The organism is Burkholderia sp. SCN-KJ (genome assembly GCF_024656005.1).
Lineage (GTDB): Bacteria > Pseudomonadota > Gammaproteobacteria > Burkholderiales > Burkholderiaceae > Burkholderia.
On record NZ_JANKOG010000017.1, the window covers coordinates 17,348 to 41,266 of the forward strand.

Sequence of the window (23,919 nt, forward strand, 5' to 3'; positions counted from 1 at the left end):
CACGCCTCGTCGGGACTGCGCCGCTTCTACATCTCGTATCGCAACGTCGCCATGACACTGCGCGGCGCCCCCGGCATGTTGAGGTTCGGGTTCGAGCCGTGGGCCGACACGATGTAGCCCTTGTTGAACAGGTTGTAGAGGTTCAACTGGAGCGACATCGGCCCGTGCGCATACCAGGCCATCATGTCGGCCGTCACGTAACCCGGCAGCGTCACCGTGTTCTGCGGATCGGCCATGCGCGCGCCGACGAGGTTCAGGCCGCCGCCGATGCCGAAGCCGCTGCCGAGATTCTTGGTGAGCCACAGATTGCCGGAGTGGCGCGGGGTCAGGGTGGCGCGCTTGCCCTGCAACGCGGCCGTCGACTGGGTGACGGTGGCATCCAGGTAGGCGTAGCCCGCGAGCACGCGCCAGCCGTGGCCGAGTTCCGCAGCGCCGCTGAGTTCCACGCCGTCGGTCCGCTGCTCGCCGATCGGAATCAGCGCCGTGTTGCTTGCATTGGCGACCTTGATGTTGCTGCGGTCCAGGCGGAACACCGAGATCGTCGTGGTGGCCTTGCCGCCGAGCCAGTCGTACTTCGCGCCGATCTCGGTGTTGGTCGTGGTTTCCGGAGCGAGTTCGGCATTGTTGGCCGCCAGCGAGAACGCTTCGCCGGAAGGCTGGAACGAGCGGCTCCACGACACGTAGTACGACTGCGTTCGGGTGGGCTGCCAGACGAGACCCACGCGCGGGCTCCACGCCGTATCGGTGCGCGACAGGCCCGGCTGCTTCGGACGGCGGTCGAGCGTCTCCTGCTCGAAGCGATCGTAGCGGATGCCGAGCAGCGCCTTCCACTGCTCGTTGAAGCTGATCAGGTCCTGCGTGTAGAACCCGAGGGTCTTGAAGATGCCGAGGTTGTTGGCCGTCGGCGTGGTCGACGTGTGCAGCGGCAGCGTCGGAAGGGCGGGCGCGAACAGGTCGAAATTCATCGGCTTGCCGTTCGCGCCGGTGACGGGCGCCGAGTAGCTGACGAGATCCTTGTTCTGCTGGCCGAATTCCATCCCGTACAGCAACTCGTGCTTCATGCCGAACAGCGTGGCCTTCTGCGTGAGATCGGTCTGGTTGAACCAGCCGTGTTCCTCGCGATAGACGTTGCCGTGATTCAGCGTGAACGTCCGGGCCGCCTCGTTGACGCTGCCGACCAGCGTGTTGTTCCGGTCGAGCGAGTAGTGATAGTAGCGGGTGGCGTTCCGGATCGACCATTGGTCGTTGAACTCGTGCTTGATCGTCGCGGTACTCGAATAGACCCGCGATCGCGTATAGTCCACGTCGCCGGCGTTCGCCGCGCCGTAATACGCGGATGCCGGCACGTCGACCGGTCGTCCGTGATAGGCCGGAATGCCGAAGTCCGTCACGCGACGATCTTCGAGGTAGTCCGCCTGCAGCAGGACGGTCGTCTTCGGCGCGATGCGAAACTCGAACGACGGCGCGACCGCCGTGCGATTCAGGAACTGTTGCGAGCGATAGCTCTTCGCTTCCTCGTGTGCGCCGGTGATCCGGAAGGCGGCCGCGCCGTTCGCGAGCACGCGCCCGACGTCGGCCTCCACCCGGCGATCGGCCCACGAACCGTAGCTGATCCCGAAGTTGGTCACGTCGATCCCGGGTTTTTTCGTCACGCGATTGATTAGTCCACCTGACGATCCGCGGCCGTAAAGAACCGCCGCCGGGCCCTTGACCACTTCCACCCGGTCGACGTTCGAGAGATCCCGGAAATACAGGGCATCGTCGCGAATGCCGTCGACGAACTGGTCGGCAATCGCGGAGAAGCCGCGAATGGTCACCTGGTCGCGCTGGCCGTCGCCGGTCGAGAACCCGACGCCCGCGACGTTCTTCAGCACGTCCTGCAGCGAGTTCGCATGCTGGTCGCGCATCACTTCGGCCGTGACCACGTTCACCGTCTGCGGGATATCGCGCAGCGGCGCGTCGATCCTGGTGGCGCTGACCGCGTTCGTCGGGTTGTAGCCTTCCCCCGGATCGCGGAGCGCGCTGGCGTTCACCGATACCGCCGGCAACACGTCAGTGGCCGTGCCGGTCGGCGCACTTGCGTTTTCCTGTGCGAAGGCCGCGCCGACCATGATCGGCTGGCACGCGATGGCGGCCAGAATGGCCCGTCGTGCCGGGTGCAACACGTGTTTCATTTCCCAACCTGCCCTGTGTAATGATTCGTAATCGCGTAACGCGACGCATTATCATTTGAAAGGAGGGAAGGGTCAACAAGTGTTGCGCAGTAACCGAGATCCTTGTTTTGTCTGATGTTTACCGCTGCCGAACGTTGCGTTCGCCCCGGATTCGGACGAGCACGGCATGCGACCAGGCAATGACGGCGGGTGAAGCGCCAGCCGGGCGCATCGCCGGGGGAGGTTCGTCACGATCGATCCGGCACGGCCATCGAATCGTCCGGTATTGCGACTCCTGCGATCCGACTACGAGGTGGTGACCGGCGGGGCGGCGCGCGTGCCGGTCTGGCATGGCGCGCTGTATCCTGAGATCTTCCGGCGGCCGTGGCATCTCGTCACGGTCGGTGTCACGAAGCGGTCGGATACTGCCAGCGTGCGCGGCCTGACGGAACGGGCAGCGGCCGCGCCGCGTGTCGAGGTGGCGGACGGCCGGGCAATCGGCACCGTCACGCGAGTCCTGCCGCGCGGTGTGCCGATTACCGGCGCTAACGTGTTCCCGCGCCGCGGCGCGCCTGTCCTGTCGGGACAGGGAACCCCGTGGCAAGTCGCACCGCCCGCAACCTCGATGCAGATCGATCATGAGCGCTCCAACCCCGATTGCCGGCAAGCCCGCGATTCCACGGACCGTGTGGGCCCTGGGCCTCGTGAGCCTCTTCATGGACCTGTCGTCCGAGCTGATCCATGCGCTGTTGCCGATCTATCTGGTGTCGACGATGGGCATGAGCGTCGCCGCGCTCGGCGTGCTCGAAGGGGCGGCCGAAGCGACGGCGATGATCGTCAAGGTGTTCTCCGGCGCGATCAGCGACTGGCTCGGGCGCCGCAAGGGGCTGCTGCTGATCGGCTATGGCCTCGCGGCGCTGACCAAGCCGTTGTTTCCGCTGGCGTCCACGCCGGCCGTGGTCGTGACGGCCCGTCTGCTCGACCGCGTCGGCAAGGGAATTCGCGGCGCGCCGCGCGACGCGCTGGTGGCCGACGTCGCACCGCCCGAAATCCGCGGCGCCTGCTTCGGCCTGCGTCAGTCGATGGATACCGTGGGCGCGTTTCTCGGGCCGATGCTCGCGATCGTGCTGATGCTCTGGTTCGAGGACCGCATCCGGACCGTGCTGTGGTTCGCAGTGGTGCCGGCGTTCGTCGCGATCGCATTGATCGTCTTCGGCGTACGGGAGCCCGAGCAGTCGAAACCGGACCGGCACTTTCGCTCGCCGCTGCGCTGGAACGCGCTGCGCGAGTTTCCCCGCGGCTACTGGTTCGTCGTCGCGGCCGGCGCGACGTTTACGCTCGCGCGCTTCAGCGAGGCATTCCTGGTGCTGCGTGCGCAGCAGACGGGGCTCGATGCGGCGTGGATTCCGGGCGTGATGGTCGCGATGAGCGTCGCCTATTCGCTGTCCGCCTGGCCGGTCGGCATCCTGTCGGACCGGCTCGATCGCCGCGTGCTGCTCGCGGCCGGCATGGTGCTGCTGATCGCGGCCGACCTGCTGCTCGGCATCGGCACGTCGACGCTCTCGATGTTCGCCGGCGTGGCCGTGTGGGGGCTGCACATGGGCTTCACGCAGGGCATCCTCGCCGCGATGGTGTCGGAAACCTCGCCGGCCACGCTGCGCGGGACCGCGTTCGGCGTATTCAACCTGGTGAGCGGCATCTGCATGCTGCTTGCGAGCAGCATCGCCGGCGCGCTGTGGGCGCGTTTCGGCGCGTCGGCCACGTTTCTCGCCGGTGCGGCGCTGGTCGTGGTGCCGCTGTGCCTGTGCCGGTTCATGCCGCGACCCGGCACGTCGCCGGCGTGATGCGTCACGCCGCGGGCTCGCCGACGCCCCGCGCAAGGCCGAACTGACGGGCGGGCGCGACGGTGCCCGAAGATCGAAGCCGGGGCGCCCCCCGTCGGCGCACTGGCTACCGGCCCCCGGCCCCCGGCCCGAAGCCCGAAGCTGGAAGCCCGAAGCCCGAAGCCCGAAGCCCGAAGCCCGAAGCCCGAAGCCCGAAGCCCGAAGCCCGAAGCCCGAAGCCCGAAGCCCGAAGCCCGAAGCCCGAAGCCCGAAGCTCCAGACCGGCGAAGGCCCACTCCGCCTAGTTCCCCGCGTCGCGTCCCGCCATTAGCTTTCAGATTTGAAAGATTGTCCGGCGTTTGCGATAGAATGCGTCCCCTGTTCGCCGTGGCCATGCCCACGGACGGGCTCCGGCATTCGAAAACGGCGCGCACCGCGCTCGCGGAATTCCATCCCCGTTTCAATGCCGGCGATCGACCTGCCGTTGGAAACACCCGTTCTGTAATTTGGATTGCTAATGAAGAAGAAGCACAACATCACCAAGTACATCGTCATCGCGATGGTGCTTGGCATTGCCGTGGGCTACGCCTGTCATAGCGCGTTTCCCGACCCGAAAATGGCCAGGGAAGTCGCCGGCTATGTGTCGCTGCTGTCCGACGTGTTCCTGCGCCTGATCAAGATGATCATCGCGCCGCTGGTGTTCGCGACGCTGACGGTCGGCATCGCGCAGATGGGCGACAGCGGGTCGGTCGGCCGCGTCGGCGTGAAGGCGTTCGGCTGGTTCTTCATCGCGTCGTTCACGTCGCTGCTGCTCGGCCTGATCACCGCGACGATCCTGAAGCCGGGCAGCCACCTGAGCCTGCCGCTGCCGGCCGCCGATGCGGCGCTCAACCTGAAGACGGGCGCATTCACGCTGAAGGATTTCGTCGTCCACCTGGTGCCGAAATCGATCGCCGAGGCGATGGCGAACAACGAGATCCTGCAGATCGTCGTGTTCTCGATCTTCTTCGGCACCGCGCTGTCCGCGCTCGGCGACGCCGGCAAGCGCCTGACCGGCGTGATCGACGATCTCGCGCAGGTCATGCTCAAGGTGACGGGCGCGGTGATGTGGTTCGCGCCGGTCGCGGTGTTCGCGGCGCTGGCGTCGACGATCACGACGGAAGGGCTCGGCATCCTGCTCACGTTCGCGAAGTTCATGGCGAGCTTCTACCTGGCGCTGGCGCTGCTGTGGGGCGTGCTGACGCTCGCCGGCGTGGCGTTCCTCGGCAAGCGCGCGTTCACGCTGATCCGCCTGATCCGCGAGCCGTTCCTGCTGTCGTTCGCGACGGCGAGCTCGGAAGCCGCGTATCCGAAGCTGCTCGACGCGCTCGACCGGTTCGGCGTGAATCGCAAGATTTCGAGCTTCGTGCTGCCGATCGGGTACTCGTTCAACCTCGACGGCTCGATGATGTACTGCACGTTCGCGGTGCTGTTCATCTCGCAGGTGTACGGGATCGACCTGCCGCTCGGCACGCAGATCACGATGCTGTTGATGCTGATGGTGACGTCGAAGGGGATGGCGGGCGTGCCGCGCGCATCGCTCGTCGTGATCGCGGCGACGCTCGGCCAGTTCCATCTGCCGGAAGCCGGGCTGCTGCTGATCATGGGCGTCGACATGTTCCTCGACATGGGGCGCTCGGCCACCAACGCGGTCGGCAACTCGATCGCGGCTGCGGTGGTCGCGAAGTGGGAAGGCCAGCTCGGCGATTCGCGCGACGACGCCGATCCGGACGGCGGCGGCGAGATCAAGCAGGTGGAGGCGCGGGAGACGGCGACGTCCGCGTGATTTCCCTGTTTCAAATGAAATGATCTGCACCGGCCTGGATTCGACCTGGATACAGGCCGGTGCAATATCTGCCAGCAATACCCACCGGCAGTTGTTCCTTTACCTGCCTCCGGCGATTTTCCCGATTCGCCGAAAAACCCCCCATTCCCGATACGCCGCATTCGGACCCGCGGTGATATTCCCCTCGGCGAACGCCGGATTTCCTCGATATCAAGGTCCGCGCGTAAGTGGTCATTCACTCTCGCGCAATCGCGCGCGCCGTCTGCGCCAGCGGTCCGCAATTTTTTTCGATTTATATAACGCTATTCTCGCTGCAGCCGATTATCGAATGCGCGCGCGATGTAATACCGACTGCACCGGATGATTTAAGCGGAAGTATTTACGCACTGCCGATTTCAAACCATCCGGCTGCCCCCTCATGTGAATGATTCCACCATTCAGGAGAGCATCAGCCATGGTCGCCGGAAAACCGATTCAGGCCGTGCTGCTCGCCGCCGCGATCGCCACGATTGCGCCGGCCGGATACGCGGGCAACACCACCGACTGGCTGGCGAACACGTACGGCACGCTCGCCGCGCACGTCGGCAACGTCGCGCGTTCGATGTGGGTCGCGCCCGAAGGCGTGATCTACACCGCGTCGATGTGGGACGAAGACGAGGGCGGCGTCGCGATCTACCAGAACGGCAAGAGCGCCGGCTCGATCGGCACGCACTCGGAATTCCAGGGCAGCGCGATCACGGGCAACGCGACGTCGCTGTTCGTCGCGCTGCAGCCCGGCAACGGATACGGCAGCGGCGCGGTCGGGCGCTACAACCGCGCGACGCGGTTCCGCGACAAGCTGATTCAGGTCACGGCGGCGACCAACCAGCCGCGCATCGACGTCGTCACCGGACTCGCCACGGCCGGCTCGCTGCTCTATGCGAGCGACTTCTACGGCAATCGCGTGCGGGTGTTCACGACCGACGGCGTGTGGCAGCGCGACATCGGCGTATCGGCGCCCGGCGCGCTCGCCGTCGACGGTGCGGGCAACGTCTGGGTCGCGCAGAAGAGCGCGGGCGCGGTCGTCGAATTCAGCCCGGCCGGTGCGCTGCTGAACACGATCCGGCTGGCCGCCGGGTCGCAGCCGTCTGCGCTCTATTTCGATGCGGCGGCGGGGCAACTGATGGTCGGCGACGAAGGCCCCGACATGAACATCAAGCGCTATACCGTCGCGGGCCGGCCCGCGCTGGCCGGCACGTTCGGCGTGCGCGGCGGCTATCTCGACACGACGACGGGCACCAAGGGGCAAGTCGGCGCGCAGCGCTTCACCCGCGTGGCCGGCATCGGCAAGGACACGGCCGGCAACCTGTACGTGCTCAACAACCCGTGGGGCGGCAGCTGGGATCTCGGCCGCAACGGCGCGACCGACATTCACGCGTACGGCAGCACCGGCAGCCTGCGGTGGACGCTGCAGTCGCTGAACTTCGAAGGCATCGCCGCACCGGACCCGGTCACCGACGGCGCGCTGTTCTACAGCGGCACGCACGTCTACAGCGGCACCGCGGGCGGCACCTTCGTCGCGAACACCGTCGATCCGTTCACGTATCCGTCGGACCCGCGCATCAATATGGGCGACACGCAGCGCGACGAGCACTTCGGGCTGCTGACGTCGGTCGGCGCGAACCGGATCCTCGTCGCGGCGGGGCAGAATCCGCCGGTCTACTATTTCTTCCACTTCAACGCGGCCAACGGCTACGTCGCGATTCCGGACGGATCGATCCCCGGGCCCGCGTTCAACACGACCCGGCGCGTGTCGGCCGGCTTCAGCCTCGACAGCAACGGCGGCGTATGGGCCGGCCTCGACAAGACCGGCGCCATTTATCACTATCCGCTGACCGGTTTCGATGCGAGCGGCAAGCCGTCGTGGGGGCCCGGCGTGCCGACGCCGGTGCCGGCCAGCATCCAGCCGCTCACGCGCATCGTCTATCTCGCCGACAGCGACACGATGGTGCTCGCGCAGGGCGTCGTCGGCAGTACCGACTGGACGTCGATCGGCACGCGCATCGAGGTGTATCACGGCTGGCGCGCGGGCAACACGACGAAGCCGAACCCGGTGATCACGCTGCCGCACAGCGGCGCGAAGTCGATCGATGCGGCCGGCAACCACCTGTTCGTCGGCTACTGGTTCAGCAGCAGCGGGCCGCTGTGGCCGAACATCGACGCATTCAATCTCGACACCGGCAATCTCGACACGACGCTCGTCAACGCGAGCCCGGCGACCGTGGATACCAGCAGCGCGATCGATGCGATGTACAGCGTGCGCGCATACCGTCGTGCGAACGGCGAGTACGTGGTGACGAAGAACAACGTGAAAGGGAACAGCATCACCGTTTACCGGTGGACGCCGTGATGGCGACGCGTCGAATGCCGCGATGACACCGCGATGGCTGTCATCGAAATGCCTTCGCTGTAACGATGTGTAAGAAGCCGGCCCGCAACGGAGCCGGTCATCCGCTTGACATTGGGCGGCGATGTAATGCCGGCACGTCGGCGATCGTCGACGCAATGCACTCGATCGACTGGCAAAGGCCCTCGCCACCGTGCGACATGGGCAGACAACGCCAGGATCATGCCGGACACGTCAGACGGTAATCGCCCCCATCAGTACAGAGGATTCCTATGAAAAATAGCCAGGTCAAGCGCGCGCTCCGACTCGGAGCCGTCATGTCGGCCGTGTTGCTTGCGTCGCACGCGCGTGCGGACGGTTTCGACGCCACCGATGCCGCTCGCGTGCCGAGCGGTCAGTTCGTCACGCCGCTCGCCGTGCGCGGCGCAGTCCAGCAATTCCTGAATCCCGGGCTGCCGGCCTATCCGCATTTCGTCGCGGGAGAAGCCGTGCGCTCGCAACTGAGCCCGGACGGCAAGACGCTGGCGATCATCACCGCCGGCCAGAACTCGCTGTACAAGCCGGACGGTTCGGTCGACACCGCGGCCTCGACGCAATTCATCTTCCTGTACGACGTCGCGGGCGCGAACAAGACGCGCCCGGTGCTCAGGCAGGTGCTTCAGCAGACCAACGCGTTCGTCGGCCTGGCGTTTTCGCATGACGGGAGCACGCTCTATGCGACCGGCGGCAGCGACGATGCGGTCTACGTCTACGCGCAGCAGGGCGGCGCGTGGGCGCTGTTGACGACGATCGCGCTCGGCCACGCCGGCAAGGGCGTCGGCATCCGCGTGCAGCCGAATGCGGCCGGGCTCGCGCTGTCGGCCGACGGCAAGACGCTCGTCGTCGCGAACAACTACAACGACTCGATCAGCGTGATCGATACCGCGACCCGCAACGTGCGCTACGAGCACGACCTGCGGCCGTTCTTCTCCGGCAACGAAGGCCGCAGCGGCGACGCCGGCGGCACGTTCCCGTTCGCGGTCGCGATGAAGGGCAACGGCATCGCGTACGTGTCGTCGGATCGCGATCGCGAGATCGTCGCGATCGACGTGTCGTCGCCGTCGCGCGGCCGCCTGCTCAAGCGCATCAAGCTGGACGGCAATGCGCTCGGCATGACGCTCGACGCGTCGCAATCGAGGCTGTTCGTCGCGCAGGACAATGCCGACCAGGTCGCGGTGATCGACACGAACACCAACGCGGTCGTGGCCCGGATCGACGCGCGCGCGCCGGCCGGCGTGCTGGCGCACGGCCAGGCGCACACGGGCGCGGCGACGTACGCGGTCACGCTGTCGCGCGATGGCCGCACGCTGTATGCGACCAATGCCGGCGCGAACGAAGTCGCCGTGATCCCGCTCGTCGGCGAGCGCGCGTATCGCGTCACCGGCCTGATTCCGACCGCGTTCGAGCCGCACGACGTGACGTTCAGCGCCGACGGCACGTGGATGTACGTGGTGAACGGCAAGAGCACCACCGGCCCGAACCCGGGCCATCTGTTCGGCGCGACACCGGCGCAGGCCGCCGCGTCGCGCGCATCGAACGAATACCAGTTCCAGCTCGAGCGCGCGTCGCTCGTGAGCGCGCCGGTGCCGGCGGCCCACGAGTTGCCGGCGCTGACGCAGCAGGCCGCGCGCAACAACTTCTATCGCCCGGAAGACAACGACAGGGACAACGAAGTGATGGGCTTCCTGCGCCGTCACATCAAGCACGTGATCTACGTCGTGAAGGAAAACCGCACGTTCGACCAGGTGCTCGGCGACATCGGCAACGGCGCCGACGGCGATCCGAAGCTCGCCCAGTTCGGCCGGAACATCACGCCGAACTTCCATCGCCTGGCGAGCCAGTTCGTGACGCTCGACAACTTCATGAACCCGGGCGACGGCAGCATGGACGGCTGGTCGTGGGCGCTGCAGGGGCGCGTCACCAACACCGAGACGATCACCCAGCAGATCAACTACGCGGCGGTCAATCGCGGCCTGTCGTACGAGAGCGAGGGCACGAACCGCAACGTGCCGGTGAACTGGGAGACGGTGCAGCAGCGCGATGCGGCGGCCGGCCCGGCCGGCACCACGAACTACAGCAACGCGGCCGCCGCCCTGCCGGGCGGCGCGGCGAACCTGCTGCCGGGCACCGGCAACCATGCGTCGTCCGACGCGCCGTTCGGCCGCCAGCGCGGCTACATCTTCGACGCGGTGCTGGCCGGCGGCGGCACGGTCCGCAACTACGGTTTCCTCGTGAACAACATCGGCAGCATCGGCACGGCCGCGAACCCGATCGTCGATCCGCACGCGGCCGGCGTCGTCCAGGCCGCGGCGCTCGACCCGCGGCTCGCGTCGATGACGGACGTGTATTTCCGCGGTTTCGACCAGAACTATCCGGACCAGTGGCGCCTCGACGAGTGGAAACGCGAGTTCGACCAGTACGTCGCGGGCGGCAACCTGCCGACGCTGTCGCTGGTGCGCCTGTCGCACGATCACATGGGGGCGTTCGGCACGGCGCTCGCCGGCGTGAACACGCCGGAGACGCAGCAGGCGGACAACGACCTGGCGGTCGGCCGGCTGGTCGAAGCCGTCGCGAAGAGCCCGTATGCGAACGACACGCTGATCGTCGTGACCGAGGACGACGTGCAGGACGGCCCCGACCACGTGGATTCGCATCGCGGGCCCGCGTACATCGTCGGGCCGTACGTGAAGCAGGGCGCGGTGATCCGGACGCGCTACAGCCAGGTCAATGCGCTGCGCACCATCGAGGACGTGCTCGGCACGCAGCACATGAACCTGAATACCGCGTACCAGCGGCCAATGACCGACGTGTTCGACGTGCACGGCCCGGCGTCGTGGACCTACACGGCCGTCGCGTCGACGGCGCTGAAGGGCACCGGGCTGCGCCTGGCCGACGGGGCGGGCGAGAACCTGCTGCACTACGCGGCGGGGCCGGACGTCACGCCGAAGCATGACGCGGCGTACTGGGCGAAGGTGACGGCGAAGTTCGACTTCGACGATGCAGACGAGGTGCCGGCGGATCAGTTCAACCGCGTGTTGTGGAAGGGCATGATGGGATCGCAGCCGTATCCGAAGCTCAGGGGCGTGACGCAGAAGGTGGCGAGCCGCGACGACGACTGATCATCCGGCTGGACGGTCTGCAAGCGGGCCCTCCCGGCGGGAGGGCCCGTGTTTTTTTGCGAGGTGTGCGGCGGGGGGCTGCGTCGGCGGCATTCGGTGCGCTACGTGTGCGGCCGGCCGGGCCGCGCGGCGTCATGCGTGCCATATCAGGTTCGCGCTGCTGTCCGTTTCGGAAAGGAGCCGGAACCCGAGCCGTTCGTAGAGGCGCCGCGCCGGGTTGCCGTGCAGCACGCTGAGCGATACGGGCACGGGCTCGCGCGCGGCTTCGCTCAGCAGTTCGCGCAGCACGGCTTCGCCGATGCCTCGGCCTTGTCGCGACGGGAGGATCTGGATCTGGTGGACGTGCCATTCGCCGGCGGCGCGCGTCACCTTCAGCAAGCCGATCGAGTCGGCATCGGCGTTGCTGCCTTCGCAGACGATCATCGCGTCGTCGAAATTCGCCACGATGCGCTGGTGGTGCGCTGCGTCGTCGGTGGGGGCGCCGACGCGTTGCAGATGCTCGGTCATCGTGAGCCGGCGGAGTCTCAGCAGGAACGGCAGGTTGCTGGCAGATGCCGGGCGCAGGCGGATCGCAGGGAGCATGGTCGGAGCGCGTTCGAGAGCGGGTTCGATGGCATGCAGCGCATGATTCACGAGCGCGGCATGCCGGTCAAAGGCCGGGCAACTGGATTTGCCGCGCGGCCGGACGATGCTCGAGGACGTTCGTGACCTCGTATTCGGTCTTGGCTCCGTCGGCGGTCTGCCATTGCTGTACGCGCACGCTGCAGACGAGTACGTCGCCCTTGCTGAAGCTGATCTGGTTGTTGTCCACGCGCTTCAGGAAATTCGCATCGGTGATCGCGGCGTGGATCGTGGCGGCACCGTCGTAGAGACGCCATTTGTTGTCGTCCTTGAACGCGAGCGACACGATCGAAAACGCCATCTTGCGATGCTCGTCGAGGATCGGTACGTTGGCTTGCTCGGGTACGCGGAACCAGTCGACCTCGTCCCGGGTGACGGTCTCGAACACGTCCGTGTCGGTGCCGGCCGAGAAAATCGTCACGCCGTCGCGCGAAAGCGGCATGAGCGCACGGGTGGTCGCCTCGCGGACACTCACGTCCCGCAGCAGGGTGAGGACGGACAGTTCGATCTCGAGCGTTTCGCCATCGACGTGCAGCACGGCGGTGCGTTCGTTCATCCGAACGCGCTGGATCGGGCGGCCGCGTAACCACTTGAGTACCGCGAACAGGCCCGTTCCGACTTTCGGGCCGGCAATGCCGAGCGCGGTCAGAATCGTGACGGCATTGGCGAGTGCCGCGCCTTCGCTGCCGCTCAGCATGTCGCGCATTCTGCCGAGGAGCGAGGTCGCGAGCGTGAAGTCGATGCCGAAGCTGCCGGTCTTGAAGCTGCCCCGGACGTTCACCTGTGGCCGAACCTGGTCTCCGCAGAGCGCCTTGGCCGAGGCCTCGAGCAAGTCGCCGACGGCGAGAAGGGCGGGGGCGAGTTCCCGCACGTCCATTTCGGACGATTCGAGTGCCGGCCCGTCATAGGTAATGCGAAAGTGGCTCATGTCGCCAAGTGTACCGGCCGCGGCGAAGCCGGCCGTGTTTCCGTTGCGGTTGATCATGCCGGATGGGTTGACTCGAAAGGCCATCGACGCGCGAAGCGCAATGCTTTCGTATACCTTTCGAATCATCCTGCGGTCAACCGGATACGTACGATTCTGGCCGTCCGGCCGATGCATCAAGCCCGCTCACGCGATCCGGTACACACGCATCGCGTTGTCATGCCAGATCGCGCGGCGCGCCGCATCGTCGAGGTCCGCCATCGCGCGGGCGAACGTGCGCAGCAACGCCGGATACGACACCCGCAACCCCGCCACCGGAAAATTGCTTGCGAACAGGCAGCGCTGCCAGCCGAATATCGCGATCGTGTCGCGGATGATCCGCGCGTTGTCCGCGTCGTTCCACGCCGCATCGCGCAAGCCGAGTTCGGAGATCTTGACGGTCACGCGCGGCGAGGCGGCGAGCGCTTCCATGCCGCTGCGCCAGCGCGCGAGCCCTGTGTCCGAACGGTCCCACGGCAGCCCGGCATGTTCGAGCACGACGTCGACGCCGGGCGCATCGGCCAGCAGCGCGGCCGCGTCGCCGAGATGCCAGAACGGCACGCGCAGGTCCCAGCTCAGGCCATGCGCGGCCAGGCGTTCCAGCGCGGCCGGCCAGCGCGGGTCGCGCAGCGTGCCGGGCCCGTCGACGGCCGCGTCCGGCGACGCAGCGGTGCGCGGCTTGAACCGCACGCCGCGCACGCGTGGCCATGCGGCCTGTTCGGCGAGCCGCTCGTGCGCGTCGTCGGCCAGCAGGTCGACCCACGCGACGACGGCCGACGGCAGCCCGTGCGCGGCCGCGACCTCGTGCAGCCAGCGCGTCTCCGCGAGCGCCTCGTCGCGCGCCCGTTCGGCCTCGACGTGCACGCTCGCGACGAGCGGCGCGCGTTGCGCGGCGTGCCGGTAGTCGTCCACGCCGAAATCGCGGCACAGCGCCGCGTAGTCGCCGAACATGAAGTGCGCAGGATCGTACCGGTCCTGCAGCCACGGGTAGTGCGCATCCGCGCCGAGCTGCCAAAGGTGGTGATGCGCGTCGACGAGCGCCGCCGGCATCGCGTCGGGCGGCGGCGCGTCGTCGCGCCGCTCAGCGCGTGCCGGCGAGCACATACGACGCATCCGGTTCGCGCAGCGTCGGCAATGCACCGACGAACCGCCACGCATCGAGATCGAGCTCGCGCACGTAGTCGTCCTGGAACGACACGTACGCGACGCGCCGCGACGGATGGAACGACAGCGCGGTCGGGTTCGCGGGCAGCGCGACGCGTTCGATTTCCTCCAGCTGCCGCGCATCGAACACCGAGATCGACCGCTCGCCGGAATTGGTCAGCAGCAGCAGGTCGCGGCCGTCCGGCGCGGTGGTGCGGTAGATGCGGTTGGGATCGCTGCGGGTCTTCACGCGGCGGCCGCAGGTCATCGTGTCGGTGTCGATCTCGACGAGCGTGTCGTCGCCACGATTCGCGACGAACAGCGTGCGCTCGTCGCTCGACAGCGCATTGCCTTCGGGACGCGGGCCGGGCATCACCGCACGCGGCGCGACGGTCGCGTCGCGCGGATGGAATTGCGTGACCGTGTTCGACAGCAGGTGCACGCCGTACGCGCGGCTCGCATCGCGCGTGAGCGTCACGAGGTGCGTCTTCACGCCGCCGGATGGCACGGCCATGTTCGGCACGGCCTGCCGGGTCGGCGCGTCGAACACGAGCAGCATGTCGTGCGCCTCGCTCATCGCGTACAGCCGGCCGTCGCGATCGGCCGCCATCCCGTGCGGCCGGTAGTACGGCCACAGGTCGAGCATGCGCGTGTGCGTGCGCTCGACGAGATCGATCTCGGCGATCCGGTGATCGCCTTCATGGCCGCGCGACCATGCGGTCTCGATCCCGAAGATGCCGACGTACGCGAAGCGGTCGTTCACGTCGACGGTGAACTCGTGCGGGAAGTTCGGCAGCACGATGTGCTTGAGCGCGGCTTTCGTTTCGAGGTCGTAGAAGCTGAAGGTGTGGGCGCATTTCTGCACCAGCAACAGGATGTCGTTCATGGGGTGTCTCCGTTGATTCGTTCGCGTGTCCGTGCGTGTCCGGTCAGTCTTCGCAGCGCCTGGGCAGCGTCAGCGCGAGCAGGCCGGCCACCGCGAGCGTGACGGCGAGGCTGTACACGCCGGCGGCCGCGCTCACGTGCTGGGTCAGCACGCCGACCGCATACGGGCCGCAGAAGCCGCCGAGGTTGCCGAGCGCGTTGATCAGGCCGCGCGCGCTGCCGGCCGTCTCGACGCTGCACAGCTTCGGCGGAATCGCCCAGAACACGCCGGCCGCCGCCTGCAGGAAGAAGCCGCAGCCGATCAGGAACGCGAACGACACGATCATCGACCCATGCGTGAGCACCGACAGCGCGAGGCACGCGGCAAAGCCGACGAGCGGCAGCAGCACGAACAGGCGGCGCTTGCCGGTCCGGTCCGACAAATACGACGTGGTGAACATCCCGATCACCATCGCGACATACGGCAGCATCGCGAGCAGGCCGACCTTGCCCATCCCGCCGTGCGTGAGGTTTTTAAGCAGGGTCGGCAGCCACATCGTATAGCCGTAGATGCCGACCTGATAGCAGAAGTTGATCGCGATCAGCAGCCAGATCGTCGGGTTGCGCAGTATCGCGCCGAACGACGCGGCGGCCGGCGTGCCCTTGGCCTGCTTGCGCGCCTGTTCGTCGCGCAGCGCGTCGAGGATGTACGCCTTCTCGCGCGGCGACACCCAGCGCGCGGTTTCCGGGCTGTCGTCGGCGAACATCAGCCACGCGAACAGGCACAGCAGCGACAGCGCGCCGGCGCTGTAGAACAGGTGACGCCAGTCGTAAGCAGCGAGGATGAAGCCGGACAGCGGCGCGGTGATCATGCCGGCGAGCGGCACGAACATGATGACCATCGCGTTCGCGCGGCCGCGTTCGCGGTCGGGAAACCAGTGGCTGACCATCGTCAGCACGACCGGCAGCATCCCGCCTTCCGCCACGCCGAGCAGGAAGCGCAGCGCCAAAAGTTGCCACGTATGGGTGACGAGCCCGGTCAGCACCGACAGCACGGCCCAGCTCACGAGCGACCACGCGATGAACTTCTTGCCGCTGCCGAGCGCGGCGCGCCGGCCGCCGGGAATCTGCAGGAACAGGTAGCCGAAGAAGAAGATGCCGCCGGCGAGGCCGGCCATCGTCGCGTCCATGCCGAGTTCGGCGTTCATCCCGCCCGGCATCGCGAACGCAATGTTCACGCGGTCCATGTACGAAACGATGCAGGCGAGCAGCAGCGGCGGAATCACGCGCAGCCAGCGGCGGCGCGGAATGGCATCGCCGGCTTCATAGGCCGGGGTGGCGGGGTTCAGCAGAGTCATGGTGTCTCCGATCCATGTGATGAGCGGCGGCGGCCTTCTGTCGGGCCGCCGTCACGCCGATGCGCAACGCAACGCGCGTTGCGGGTACGAAACGATGGCTAGCGGCCCCAGCGCAGCACGAGCGGATCGAGCCACCGTGCCGCGTCGAGCAGGCCTGCACGCACCTGCGGATGCAGTTCGGGCCAGGGGGCGCGCGGCCGGTCGCACGCGATCACACCGCCTTCCTTCAGCAGCGCCTTCGCGGTCAGGAAGCCCGACTGGCGGTTCTCGTAGTTGATCAGCGGCAGCCAGCGCGCGTATTGCTCGCACGCTTCGTCGCGGCGTCCGGAGAAATACGCGTCGGTGATGCGGCGGATGCCGTCCGGATAACCGCCGCCCGTCATCGCGCCGGTCGCGCCGGCATCGAGGTCGGCGAGCAGCGTGATGCCTTCCTCGCCGTCCCACGGCCCTTCGATCGCGTCGCCGCCGATCGCGATCAGCTCGCGCAGCTTCGACGCGGCGCCGGGCGTCTCGATCTTGAAGTACGACACGGCGTCGATCTCGCGCGCGAGCGTCGCGAGCAGCGACGCCGGCAGCGCGACGCCGCTCGCGGGCGCGTCCTGGATCATCAGCGGAATGTCGAGGCCGTCGGCGACTTCGCGGAAGAACGCGCGGATCGATGCGTCGGGCACGCGGAACGTCGCGCCGTGGTACGGCGGCATCACCATCACCATCGCGGCACCGAGTGCCTGTGCGCGGCGGTTGCGTTCCGCGCAGATCCGCGCGCTGAAGTGCGACGTCGTGACGATCACCGGCACGCGGCCGGCGACGTGCTCGAGCGTCGTGCGCGTGATGAGGTCGCGTTCGTCGTCGCCGAGCGCGAACTGCTCCGAGTAGTTCGCGTGGATGCAGATGCCTTGCGAGCCGGCATCGATCATGAAGTCGAGGCAGCGGCGCTGGCCGTCGAGGTCGAGCGCGCCATGCGCGTCGAAGATCGTCGGCGCGACCGGAAAGACGCCCTGGTAGCGTGCGTGCATGGCCAGCCTCACTCGACGATGTCGAACTGGTCGAGGAACTCGGTCTTCAGCGTGAGACCGAGGCCCGGGACGTCGTCGCGCAGCTGCAGGAAGCCGTTCTCGGCCACCGGCTCGCCGTCGAAGATGTAATAGAACAGCTCGTTGCCGACTTCCACGTCGAACATCGGGAAGTACTCGCTCATCGGTGATGCGAGCGTGCTCATCGTCAGGTGATAGTTGTGCATCTGGCCCGCATGCGGAATCACCGGCACGCTGTACGCCTCGCACAGCGCGTTGATCTTGTGCGCCATCGTGATCCCGCCGACGCGGTTCGTGTCGTACTGCACGACCGACACGGCCTTGCGGTCGAGCAGCTGCTTGAAGCCGTACAGCGAGAACTCGTGCTCGCCGCCGGAGATTGGAATGCTCGTCAGCCGGTTCAGCTCCGCGTAGCCGTCGATGTCGTCGGCGATCACCGGCTCCTCGAGCCAGCGTGGCTGGTACTTCTCGAGCTTCGGCAGGATGCGCTTCGCATACTCGAGGTTCCAGCCCATGTAGCACTCGAGCATCAGGTCGTTGTCGTAGCCGATCACTTCGCGGATCGCCGCGACCGACTTCAGGTTCTCCACCACGCCCTGCTGGCCGTGCGCGGGCCCGTAGCCGAAGCGCATCTTGAACGCGCGGAAGCCTTCCTTCAGGTATTGCTGCGCTTCCTCCTGCATCGCCTTCAGGTCGGTGCGGTAGAGCTTCGAGTAGTAGCAGGGGATCTTCTCCTTGGTGCGCCCGCCGAGCAGCTTGAACACCGGCTTGCCGACGCTCTTGCCGAGGATGTCCCAGATCGCGATGTCGACCGCCGAGATCGCCGCCATGCCGATGCCCTTGCGGCCCCATGCGTGGGTCGCGCGGTACATCCGCTGGTTCAGGTACTCGTAGTCCCACGGGTCCTGGCCGATCACGAGCGGCGCGAGGTACTGGTCGATGATCGCCTTCGCGACGTGCGGCGCGAGCGCGACGTTGCCGAGGCCGACGATGCCGTCGTCGGTCTCGACTTCCACGACCGTCCACGCGTGGAAGCGGAACGTGCTCATGGTTTCCTGCGGCGCGTACAGCAGGTCCATCGCGTTCGAGCAGAAGTTGCCCTGCGGCGGAACGGTCTTGCCTTTCCACTGGAATACGCGGGCGCGCACGGAGCGGATCTTCATGTTGGTGTCTCCTGGAATCGATGTTGTCGTGTGTGCGTCGTGTGTGGCGGGCGCGCGAGCGTCACGCCGAAACGGTGTGGGTGCGGCGCGCGGCGCCCATGCGGCACGCGATCTGCAGCGCCTGCCAGGTCGCGCCGACGTCGGCCGTGCCGCGGCCCGCGATGTCGTACGCGGTGCCGTGCGCGGGCGTCGTGATCGGCACGGGCAGCCCGCCCTGCACGGTCACGCCGCGCGAGAAGCCGAGCAGCTTGATCGCGATCTGCCCCTGGTCGTGGTACATCGTGACGATCGCCTGGTAGTCGCCGGCCTGCGCCTTCAGGAAGATCGTGTCGGCAGGGAACGGGCCGTGGAACGGCGCGTCGGTCGGCCAGTCGCGCGACTGCAGCTTGCGCACGGCCGGCTCGATGATGTCGACTTCCTCGCGGCCGCAGCTGCCGCCGTCGCCGCCGTGCGGGTTGAACGCGGCGATCGCGACCTTCGGCGCCGCGACGCCGTTCGCGAGCAGAGACCGGTAGATCAGTTCGGATGCCTGTTCGATTCGCGCGACGCTCAGCTGGGCCGCCGCATCCTTCAGCGGAATATGCGACGAGATGCGCGCGGTCCACAGCTCGCCGAGCGTGTTGAATTCGCAGAAGTAGCCGGTCACGCCGAGCGCGGCGGCGAAGTGGTGCAGCTCGTCGTCGTGCCGGAGCCCGCCGAGCTTCATCGCGTACTTGTTCAGCGGCGCGAAGCAGATCGCGTCGATGTCGCCGGCGAGCGCGGCGTCGAGGCAGCGGTCGAGCACGGTCAGCGTCGAGCGGCCGCCGGCCGCGCCGGGCTGGCCGACGGTGACCTGCGCGCGATCGATCGTGTCGAGCGCGACGAACGCGGCGCGCGCGGTGGACGGCCGGCCGCGCACGGCGGCGAGCGACGCGACGGGTTCGACGTCGACCGTCACGCCGGCGACGCGCTGGCCGGCTTCCCACAGCCAGCGGTCGCCGATCAGCACGAGGTTCGCGCGGGACGTCGCGTCGGGCCGCGCGAGCAGTTTCGCGATCAGTTCGGCGCCGATGCCGGCGGGGTCGCCGAGGGTCAGCGCGATGACGGGCAGTGAAGCAGCGGGCACGGTGGCGGCGGTCGTCATGCGGCGTCTCCGTGGCGGGCGGCGGGCGGTTGCATGTTCATGCGGTGTCTCCGGTGGCGGCGTGCGGCCGTTGGTGTATGGGGTTCATGCTAGGTAGACGGAATGAGTCGGTAAATTGAAAACTCTTGATGAATCGATAACCTGGAGTAATCGAAATGGGCTCGATCGATCGACGAGACTCGACTCCCCAATTGCTGAACCGGCTGCGGATGCGGCAGATCGCGCTGCTGCTCGCGGTGGATGAATGCTCGACGCTGCGCGCGGCGGCCGGGCAGCTCGGCCTCACGCAGCCGGCCGCGACGAAGATGCTGGCCGAACTGGAAAGCGCGCTCGGCCAGCGCCTCTTCGATCGCGTCGGGCGCGGGCTCGTGCTGAATCCGGCCGGCGAGCGCGTGCTCGGCTATTTCCGCGGGATTCGCGGCAGCATGGAGGCGCTCAATCGCGAGCTCGGCGAACTGCAGCTCGGCAGCGCGGGGCGGCTCGCGATCGGCAGCATCATGGCGGCGTCGCCGGGGCGGCTCACCGAGGCGCTGGTGCAGTTGAAGGCGCGCTATCCGCTGCTGGCGATCGACATCGCGGTCGATACCAGCGACCGGCTGATGCCGCAGTTGCGCGAGGGCGTGCTCGAGGTGGTGATCGGCCGCAACGTCGGCACCGATTGCGACTTCCGCGTGGTGGACGACGAGGCGCTCGCGATCATCGCGGGCCGCGACCATCCGCTCGCGGGCGCGGGGCCGGTCGAATTCGACGCGCTGCTCGATTACACGTGGATCCTGCAGCCGGCCGGCAGCCCGGCGCGCGAGGTGGTCGAGCGCGAGTTCCGCGCGCGTCACCAGCCGATGCCGCGCGGGCTCGTCGAAACGGGCTCGATCCTGACGACGATGAACCTCGTCGACCGTTCGCGGATGCTCGGCGTGATTCCGTTGACCGTCGCGCAGCGCAACGCGGCGCACGGGCTGGTTGCGATCCTCGATTACGAACTCGACCAGAAGCTGCCGTCGTATGGCAGCCTCGTGCGGCGTGATCGGCCGCTGAGCATTCCGGCGCAGCAGTTTCTGGCGCTGTTCCATCAGGAAGGCGGGCAGGGCGCGGGCGATTGATGGAAGGCGGGGCGGCTACGTTGCGGCGTCACGCACCGGCAAGCTACGCTCGCGGTGCGTGATGACGGCGATCAGGGCAGGTCGGGACAATCCACGCCGAGCCGGACCAAGCCCGATACCGCGCGGCGAACCGCCGCCACCCCGCTTCAGCGTGCCGACGGCGCGGCCGGCGCTTCGGCGAGCGACGGCGTCGATGCCGACAACGCGCGATCCGGCCGGATCCGCAGCGCGGCGACGATGCCGATCAGCAGCATCGCGACCGACCCGACGAACGGCACCGTCCAGCTGCCGGTGTGGTCGACGAGATAGCCGAACAGGATCGGCGACAGGATCCCCGCGATTGCGGAACCCGCATTCATCATCCCGCTCGCGATGCCCGCGTGCGTCGGCGCGATGTCGCTCGGCACGGCCCAGATCGGCCCGATCGTCAGTTCGAGGCACAGGAACGACCCGGACAGGCACAGCGCGATGCCGGCCGTCGAATGCACGAACGCGAGCGGCAGCATGCAGGCGAGCGCGCCGGTGAAGCTCGCGACGATCACACTCTGGCGCGACAGCGCGAGGTTGCCGGTCTTGCGGTAGATGCGGTCGCACAGCCAGCCGCCGAGCGTGTCGCCGACGACGCCCGCGAAGAACACGCCGGACGCGAACAGCGCGGTGGACTTCAGGTCGAGGCCCTTGCCGTTCAGGAAGAACGTCGGGAGCCACGTGAAGAACAGCCAGGCGGTCCAGCCGTAGCAGAAGTACACGAAGATCGTCGGCGCCATCCGGCGGAACAGCGGCCCCCACGGCGTCGGACCCGGTGCCGGCCGGGCGGCGGCAGCGGCGCGCGTACGGCTGTCGCCGTCGCCGCTGCCGCCGACCGGATACTCGCGAAAGCCGACGATCCACCACACGAGCCACACCAGCGTCACCGCGCCGATCACGAAGAACGCCGCGCGCCACGACAGCCACGTCATCAGCGCGGCGACGATCGGCGGCGTGACCGCGTTGCCGAGCCGCGAGAACGAATGCGTGAAGCCCTGCACGACGCCGCGCCGTTCGCGCGTGAACCAGTGCGTGATCGCGCGGGCCTGCGCGGGCAGCGTCGCGCCTTCGCCGATCCCGAGCAGCAGGCGCGCGGCGAACAGCAGCGCGAGGCTGTGCACGAGCCCGGTCATGAAGGTCGACGCGACCCAGATCAGCCCGCAGCCGATCAGCGTGATGCGGGCGCCGAAGCGGTCGGCGATCCAGCCGCCGAAGATCTGGCAGATCGCGTACGAATACGCGAACGCGGAGAACGCGATGCCGAGTTCGGTGTTCGACAGCCCGAGTTCGGCCTTGATCGCACCGGCCGCGGTCGCGAGGTTCACGCGGTCGACGTAGAGGATGAACGAAAGCGCGCACAGCAGCCACAGCGTGTGGCGTCGTTGACGGTGATCGGTCGGCATGTGTCTCACTCCATTCTTGTGCGCGTCGTTGCAATGACGCCGCGTTCACTGGCCGGGCCAGCATCGCGCGCCGGAGGAGGCATCGTCTATTGAATCTTTTGGATCAATCGATAACCTGCGGTGTTCGGTTTCGCCGCGTTCGGGTGCCGGCTCGGGGCGCCGTGCGGGTTTTCCACGAACGGTTGCGGCATGATGCGGGATGGCCGCGCACGGACACGACGCGCGGCATGGGTCGAACGCGTTTCGACGCCGGTGCCGTCATGATGCAGTGACGCGGCGCAATCGCACAGTCGGGAATGGACGGACATGGAACAACGACTTTCACGCCACCGGGACAACCGCTTCTGGCAACTCCAGCCGGTGAAATGGTGGATCCAGGGGCACGGCCGCGACGGCTATTCGTTCCGGCTGCTGCTGATGCCGCTGGTTGCCGTGTTCATGCTCGAGTTCGCGTGCGTGATGCTCGACGCGCTGTTCAGCGCGCTCATCGTGAGCGGTGCGATGACGCTGTTCCTCGGGATCGCCGGGTATTACGGCGCGAAGCGCGAATGGCTGGTGCCGTCCGCGCCGGCGCGCGCGCTCGTGAAGGCGCGTACCAAGCAGGCGGCCGAGCGATCTATCGGCTCGCCATTGCCGGCTTGGCGTTCATCGCGGGCGTTTGTAAAGAAGCCACGGCGCGCGGACCGAACGACGCGTGCCTGTTGAACCGGCACGCGTCGTCACACTCAGATGTGGCCCAGCAGCACGAGTATCACGACGATGACGACGATCAGCCCGAGGGAGCCCGATGGCCAGTAGCCCCAGCTTCGGCTATGCGGCCACGCCGGAAACGCCCCGATCAGCAGCAGAACCAGAACGATGATAAGGATTGTACCGAGCATCGCACCCCTCCTGAACTTGTTCGACTTGACGGTGCCTGCTTGCGCAATTCCCGTGCCGCGATGCACGGCCATCGGCGCAAGCCGGCGAAAGCGCACTGTTTGAATACCGGAATTCATGGGATGAATAGCGTCCGATTCAGAAAATAAATTTCAAAAATGAAGACCCCGTCGCTATGCTGATCTTTCGGTTTCATTCAGGCGGAACAGGCAATGGCTGAACTCTTTCTGGTACGGCACGGGCAGGCGTCGTTCGGCACGGACGACTACGACCGGCTATCCGCTGCCGGCGAGCAGCAGGGTGTCTGGCTCGGCGAATACTTCGCGCGGCAGGGCCTGGCGTTCGACCGCGTGATCTGCGGCACGATGAACCGGCATGCGCAGACGGTCGCCGCGATCCTGCGCGGAATGGGCCGCGACGGCGTGGCGGTCGATCGCCATCCCGGCCTGAACGAATACGATTTCCACGGGCTGTTCGCGGCGGCGGCGAGCGACTATCCGGAGATCGCGCGGCTCGCGGCCGGCTCGATGAAGGAGCACTTTCGCGCGCTGCGGCAGGTGCTGCACCTGTGGGCCGACGACAGGCTCGGCGACACCGCGCCCGAAACCTGGGCGCAGTTCCAGCAGCGCGTCGCCGACGCGCGCGCCGCGATCCGCGGCGGCGGCAGCCAGCGCGTGCTCGCGGTGAGCTCCGGCGGCCCGATCGCGGTGACCGTGCAGCAGGTGCTCGCCGCGCCGCCGTCGAGCGCGATCGCGCTGAACCTGCAGATCCGCAACAGCAGTCTTTCGCAGTTTTTCTTCAACGCCGAAGCGTTCCACCTCGCGTCGTTCAACGGCATCCCGCATCTCGAGGATCCCGAACGGCACACGTGGCGCACCTACGGCTGACCCCACGA

At 67.4% G+C, this 23,919-nt stretch carries 17 protein-coding genes and 1 pseudogene; 7 read left to right on the top strand and 11 right to left on the bottom strand.

The window, feature by feature from the left end:
• Window positions 1-26: 26 nt before the first annotated feature.
• Window positions 27-2,174, bottom strand: coding sequence for a TonB-dependent siderophore receptor (locus NQV17_RS25260; protein ID WP_044847512.1), 2,148 nt, complete (start codon window positions 2,172-2,174; stop codon window positions 27-29).
• 617 nt (window positions 2,175-2,791) lie between these two features.
• On the opposite strand from NQV17_RS25260, the gene NQV17_RS25265 reads away from it, so the two are divergent.
• From NQV17_RS25265 to NQV17_RS25280, 4 genes are all read left to right on the top strand, one after another.
• Complete coding sequence (locus tag NQV17_RS25265; RefSeq protein WP_257774325.1) at window positions 2,792-3,997, top strand: MFS transporter; 1,206 nt, start codon at window positions 2,792-2,794, stop codon at window positions 3,995-3,997.
• Window positions 3,998-4,493: 496 nt separating this feature from the next.
• Window positions 4,494-5,801, top strand: a complete 1,308-nt coding sequence (locus NQV17_RS25270; protein WP_257774326.1) for a dicarboxylate/amino acid:cation symporter — start codon at window positions 4,494-4,496, stop codon at window positions 5,799-5,801.
• Between the two features lie 454 nt (window positions 5,802-6,255).
• Entirely contained in the window at window positions 6,256-8,190 is a 1,935-nt protein-coding gene (locus NQV17_RS25275) for an SMP-30/gluconolactonase/LRE family protein (protein ID WP_257774327.1), read from the top strand.
• 269 nt (window positions 8,191-8,459) lie between these two features.
• Complete coding sequence (locus NQV17_RS25280) at window positions 8,460-11,345, top strand: beta-propeller fold lactonase family protein (protein ID WP_374692744.1); 2,886 nt, start codon at window positions 8,460-8,462, stop codon at window positions 11,343-11,345.
• Window positions 11,346-11,477: 132 nt separating this feature from the next.
• Here NQV17_RS25280 and NQV17_RS25285 read toward each other — a convergent pair whose 3' ends face one another.
• The 8 genes from NQV17_RS25285 to NQV17_RS25320 all read right to left on the bottom strand — a co-directional run bounded on the left by NQV17_RS25285 (window position 11,478) and on the right by NQV17_RS25320 (window position 19,615).
• Complete coding sequence (locus tag NQV17_RS25285; protein ID WP_257774329.1) at window positions 11,478-11,927, bottom strand: N-acetyltransferase; 450 nt, start codon at window positions 11,925-11,927, stop codon at window positions 11,478-11,480.
• Between the two features lie 67 nt (window positions 11,928-11,994).
• Complete coding sequence (locus NQV17_RS25290; RefSeq protein WP_257774330.1) at window positions 11,995-12,951, bottom strand: hypothetical protein; 957 nt, start codon at window positions 12,949-12,951, stop codon at window positions 11,995-11,997.
• A gap of 126 nt (window positions 12,952-13,077) precedes the next feature.
• Window positions 13,078-14,034, bottom strand: coding sequence for an amidohydrolase (locus NQV17_RS25295; protein WP_257774331.1), 957 nt, complete (start codon window positions 14,032-14,034; stop codon window positions 13,078-13,080).
• The gene (locus tag NQV17_RS25300) at window positions 14,012-14,959 is read right to left on the bottom strand and encodes a YncE family protein (protein WP_044847506.1); all 948 of its coding nucleotides are present in this window, start codon (window positions 14,957-14,959) and stop codon (window positions 14,012-14,014) included. The genes NQV17_RS25295 and NQV17_RS25300 overlap by 23 nt, the downstream gene beginning before the upstream one ends.
• A gap of 43 nt (window positions 14,960-15,002) precedes the next feature.
• Window positions 15,003-16,295, bottom strand: coding sequence for an MFS transporter (locus NQV17_RS25305; RefSeq protein ID WP_257774332.1), 1,293 nt, complete (start codon window positions 16,293-16,295; stop codon window positions 15,003-15,005).
• A gap of 98 nt (window positions 16,296-16,393) precedes the next feature.
• A complete protein-coding gene (locus NQV17_RS25310) occupies window positions 16,394-17,311 on the bottom strand; it encodes a dihydrodipicolinate synthase family protein (protein WP_257774333.1) in 918 nt (305 codons plus the stop codon).
• Between the two features lie 8 nt (window positions 17,312-17,319).
• A complete protein-coding gene (locus tag NQV17_RS25315; protein WP_124487123.1) occupies window positions 17,320-18,492 on the bottom strand; it encodes an L-rhamnonate dehydratase in 1,173 nt (390 codons plus the stop codon).
• 61 nt (window positions 18,493-18,553) lie between these two features.
• Complete coding sequence (locus NQV17_RS25320) at window positions 18,554-19,615, bottom strand: 4-hydroxythreonine-4-phosphate dehydrogenase PdxA (RefSeq protein ID WP_257774334.1); 1,062 nt, start codon at window positions 19,613-19,615, stop codon at window positions 18,554-18,556.
• A 155-nt stretch (window positions 19,616-19,770) separates the two neighbouring features.
• Between NQV17_RS25320 and NQV17_RS25325 the strand changes: the two genes are divergently transcribed.
• A complete protein-coding gene (locus tag NQV17_RS25325) occupies window positions 19,771-20,715 on the top strand; it encodes a LysR family transcriptional regulator (RefSeq protein ID WP_257774335.1) in 945 nt (314 codons plus the stop codon).
• 146 nt (window positions 20,716-20,861) lie between these two features.
• Here the strand turns inward: NQV17_RS25325 and NQV17_RS25330 are convergent, their stop codons facing one another.
• On the bottom strand, window positions 20,862-22,145 hold the full coding sequence (locus tag NQV17_RS25330; RefSeq protein WP_257774336.1) for an MFS transporter: 1,284 nt from the start codon (window positions 22,143-22,145) through the stop codon (window positions 20,862-20,864).
• Between the two features lie 306 nt (window positions 22,146-22,451).
• Here NQV17_RS25330 and NQV17_RS25335 point away from each other — a divergent pair.
• A pseudogene (locus NQV17_RS25335) lies at window positions 22,452-22,760 on the top strand (hypothetical protein); the annotation flags it as partial.
• 110 nt (window positions 22,761-22,870) lie between these two features.
• Here the strand turns inward: NQV17_RS25335 and NQV17_RS25340 are convergent.
• Window positions 22,871-23,026: a DUF3309 family protein gene (locus tag NQV17_RS25340; RefSeq protein ID WP_044848819.1), complete on the bottom strand. Its 156-nt coding sequence runs from the start codon at window positions 23,024-23,026 to the stop codon at window positions 22,871-22,873.
• 210 nt (window positions 23,027-23,236) lie between these two features.
• Between NQV17_RS25340 and NQV17_RS25345 the strand changes: the two genes are divergently transcribed.
• Entirely contained in the window at window positions 23,237-23,911 is a 675-nt protein-coding gene (locus tag NQV17_RS25345) for a histidine phosphatase family protein (protein WP_257774337.1), read from the top strand.
• The last annotated feature ends 8 nt before the right edge of the window (window positions 23,912-23,919 follow it).

Bases quoted from the DNA above. Each gene is read 5' to 3' on its own strand.
- NQV17_RS25260 (WP_044847512.1), bottom strand. From the start codon at position 2,174: ATGAAACACGTGTTGCACCCGGCACGACGGGCCATTCTGGCCGCCATC.
- NQV17_RS25265 (WP_257774325.1), top strand. From the start codon at position 2,792: ATGAGCGCTCCAACCCCGATTGCCGGCAAGCCCGCGATTCCACGGACC.
- NQV17_RS25270 (WP_257774326.1), top strand. From the start codon at position 4,494: ATGAAGAAGAAGCACAACATCACCAAGTACATCGTCATCGCGATGGTG.
- NQV17_RS25275 (WP_257774327.1), top strand. From the start codon at position 6,256: ATGGTCGCCGGAAAACCGATTCAGGCCGTGCTGCTCGCCGCCGCGATC.
- NQV17_RS25280 (WP_374692744.1), top strand. From the start codon at position 8,460: ATGAAAAATAGCCAGGTCAAGCGCGCGCTCCGACTCGGAGCCGTCATG.
- NQV17_RS25285 (WP_257774329.1), bottom strand. From the start codon at position 11,927: ATGCTCCCTGCGATCCGCCTGCGCCCGGCATCTGCCAGCAACCTGCCG.
- NQV17_RS25290 (WP_257774330.1), bottom strand. From the start codon at position 12,951: ATGATCAACCGCAACGGAAACACGGCCGGCTTCGCCGCGGCCGGTACA.
- NQV17_RS25295 (WP_257774331.1), bottom strand. From the start codon at position 14,034: ATGTGCTCGCCGGCACGCGCTGAGCGGCGCGACGACGCGCCGCCGCCC.
- NQV17_RS25300 (WP_044847506.1), bottom strand. From the start codon at position 14,959: ATGAACGACATCCTGTTGCTGGTGCAGAAATGCGCCCACACCTTCAGC.
- NQV17_RS25305 (WP_257774332.1), bottom strand. From the start codon at position 16,295: ATGACTCTGCTGAACCCCGCCACCCCGGCCTATGAAGCCGGCGATGCC.
- NQV17_RS25310 (WP_257774333.1), bottom strand. From the start codon at position 17,311: ATGCACGCACGCTACCAGGGCGTCTTTCCGGTCGCGCCGACGATCTTC.
- NQV17_RS25315 (WP_124487123.1), bottom strand. From the start codon at position 18,492: ATGAAGATCCGCTCCGTGCGCGCCCGCGTATTCCAGTGGAAAGGCAAG.
- NQV17_RS25320 (WP_257774334.1), bottom strand. From the start codon at position 19,615: ATGACGACCGCCGCCACCGTGCCCGCTGCTTCACTGCCCGTCATCGCG.
- NQV17_RS25325 (WP_257774335.1), top strand. From the start codon at position 19,771: ATGGGCTCGATCGATCGACGAGACTCGACTCCCCAATTGCTGAACCGG.
- NQV17_RS25330 (WP_257774336.1), bottom strand. From the start codon at position 22,145: ATGCCGACCGATCACCGTCAACGACGCCACACGCTGTGGCTGCTGTGC.
- NQV17_RS25340 (WP_044848819.1), bottom strand. From the start codon at position 23,026: ATGCTCGGTACAATCCTTATCATCGTTCTGGTTCTGCTGCTGATCGGG.
- NQV17_RS25345 (WP_257774337.1), top strand. From the start codon at position 23,237: ATGGCTGAACTCTTTCTGGTACGGCACGGGCAGGCGTCGTTCGGCACG.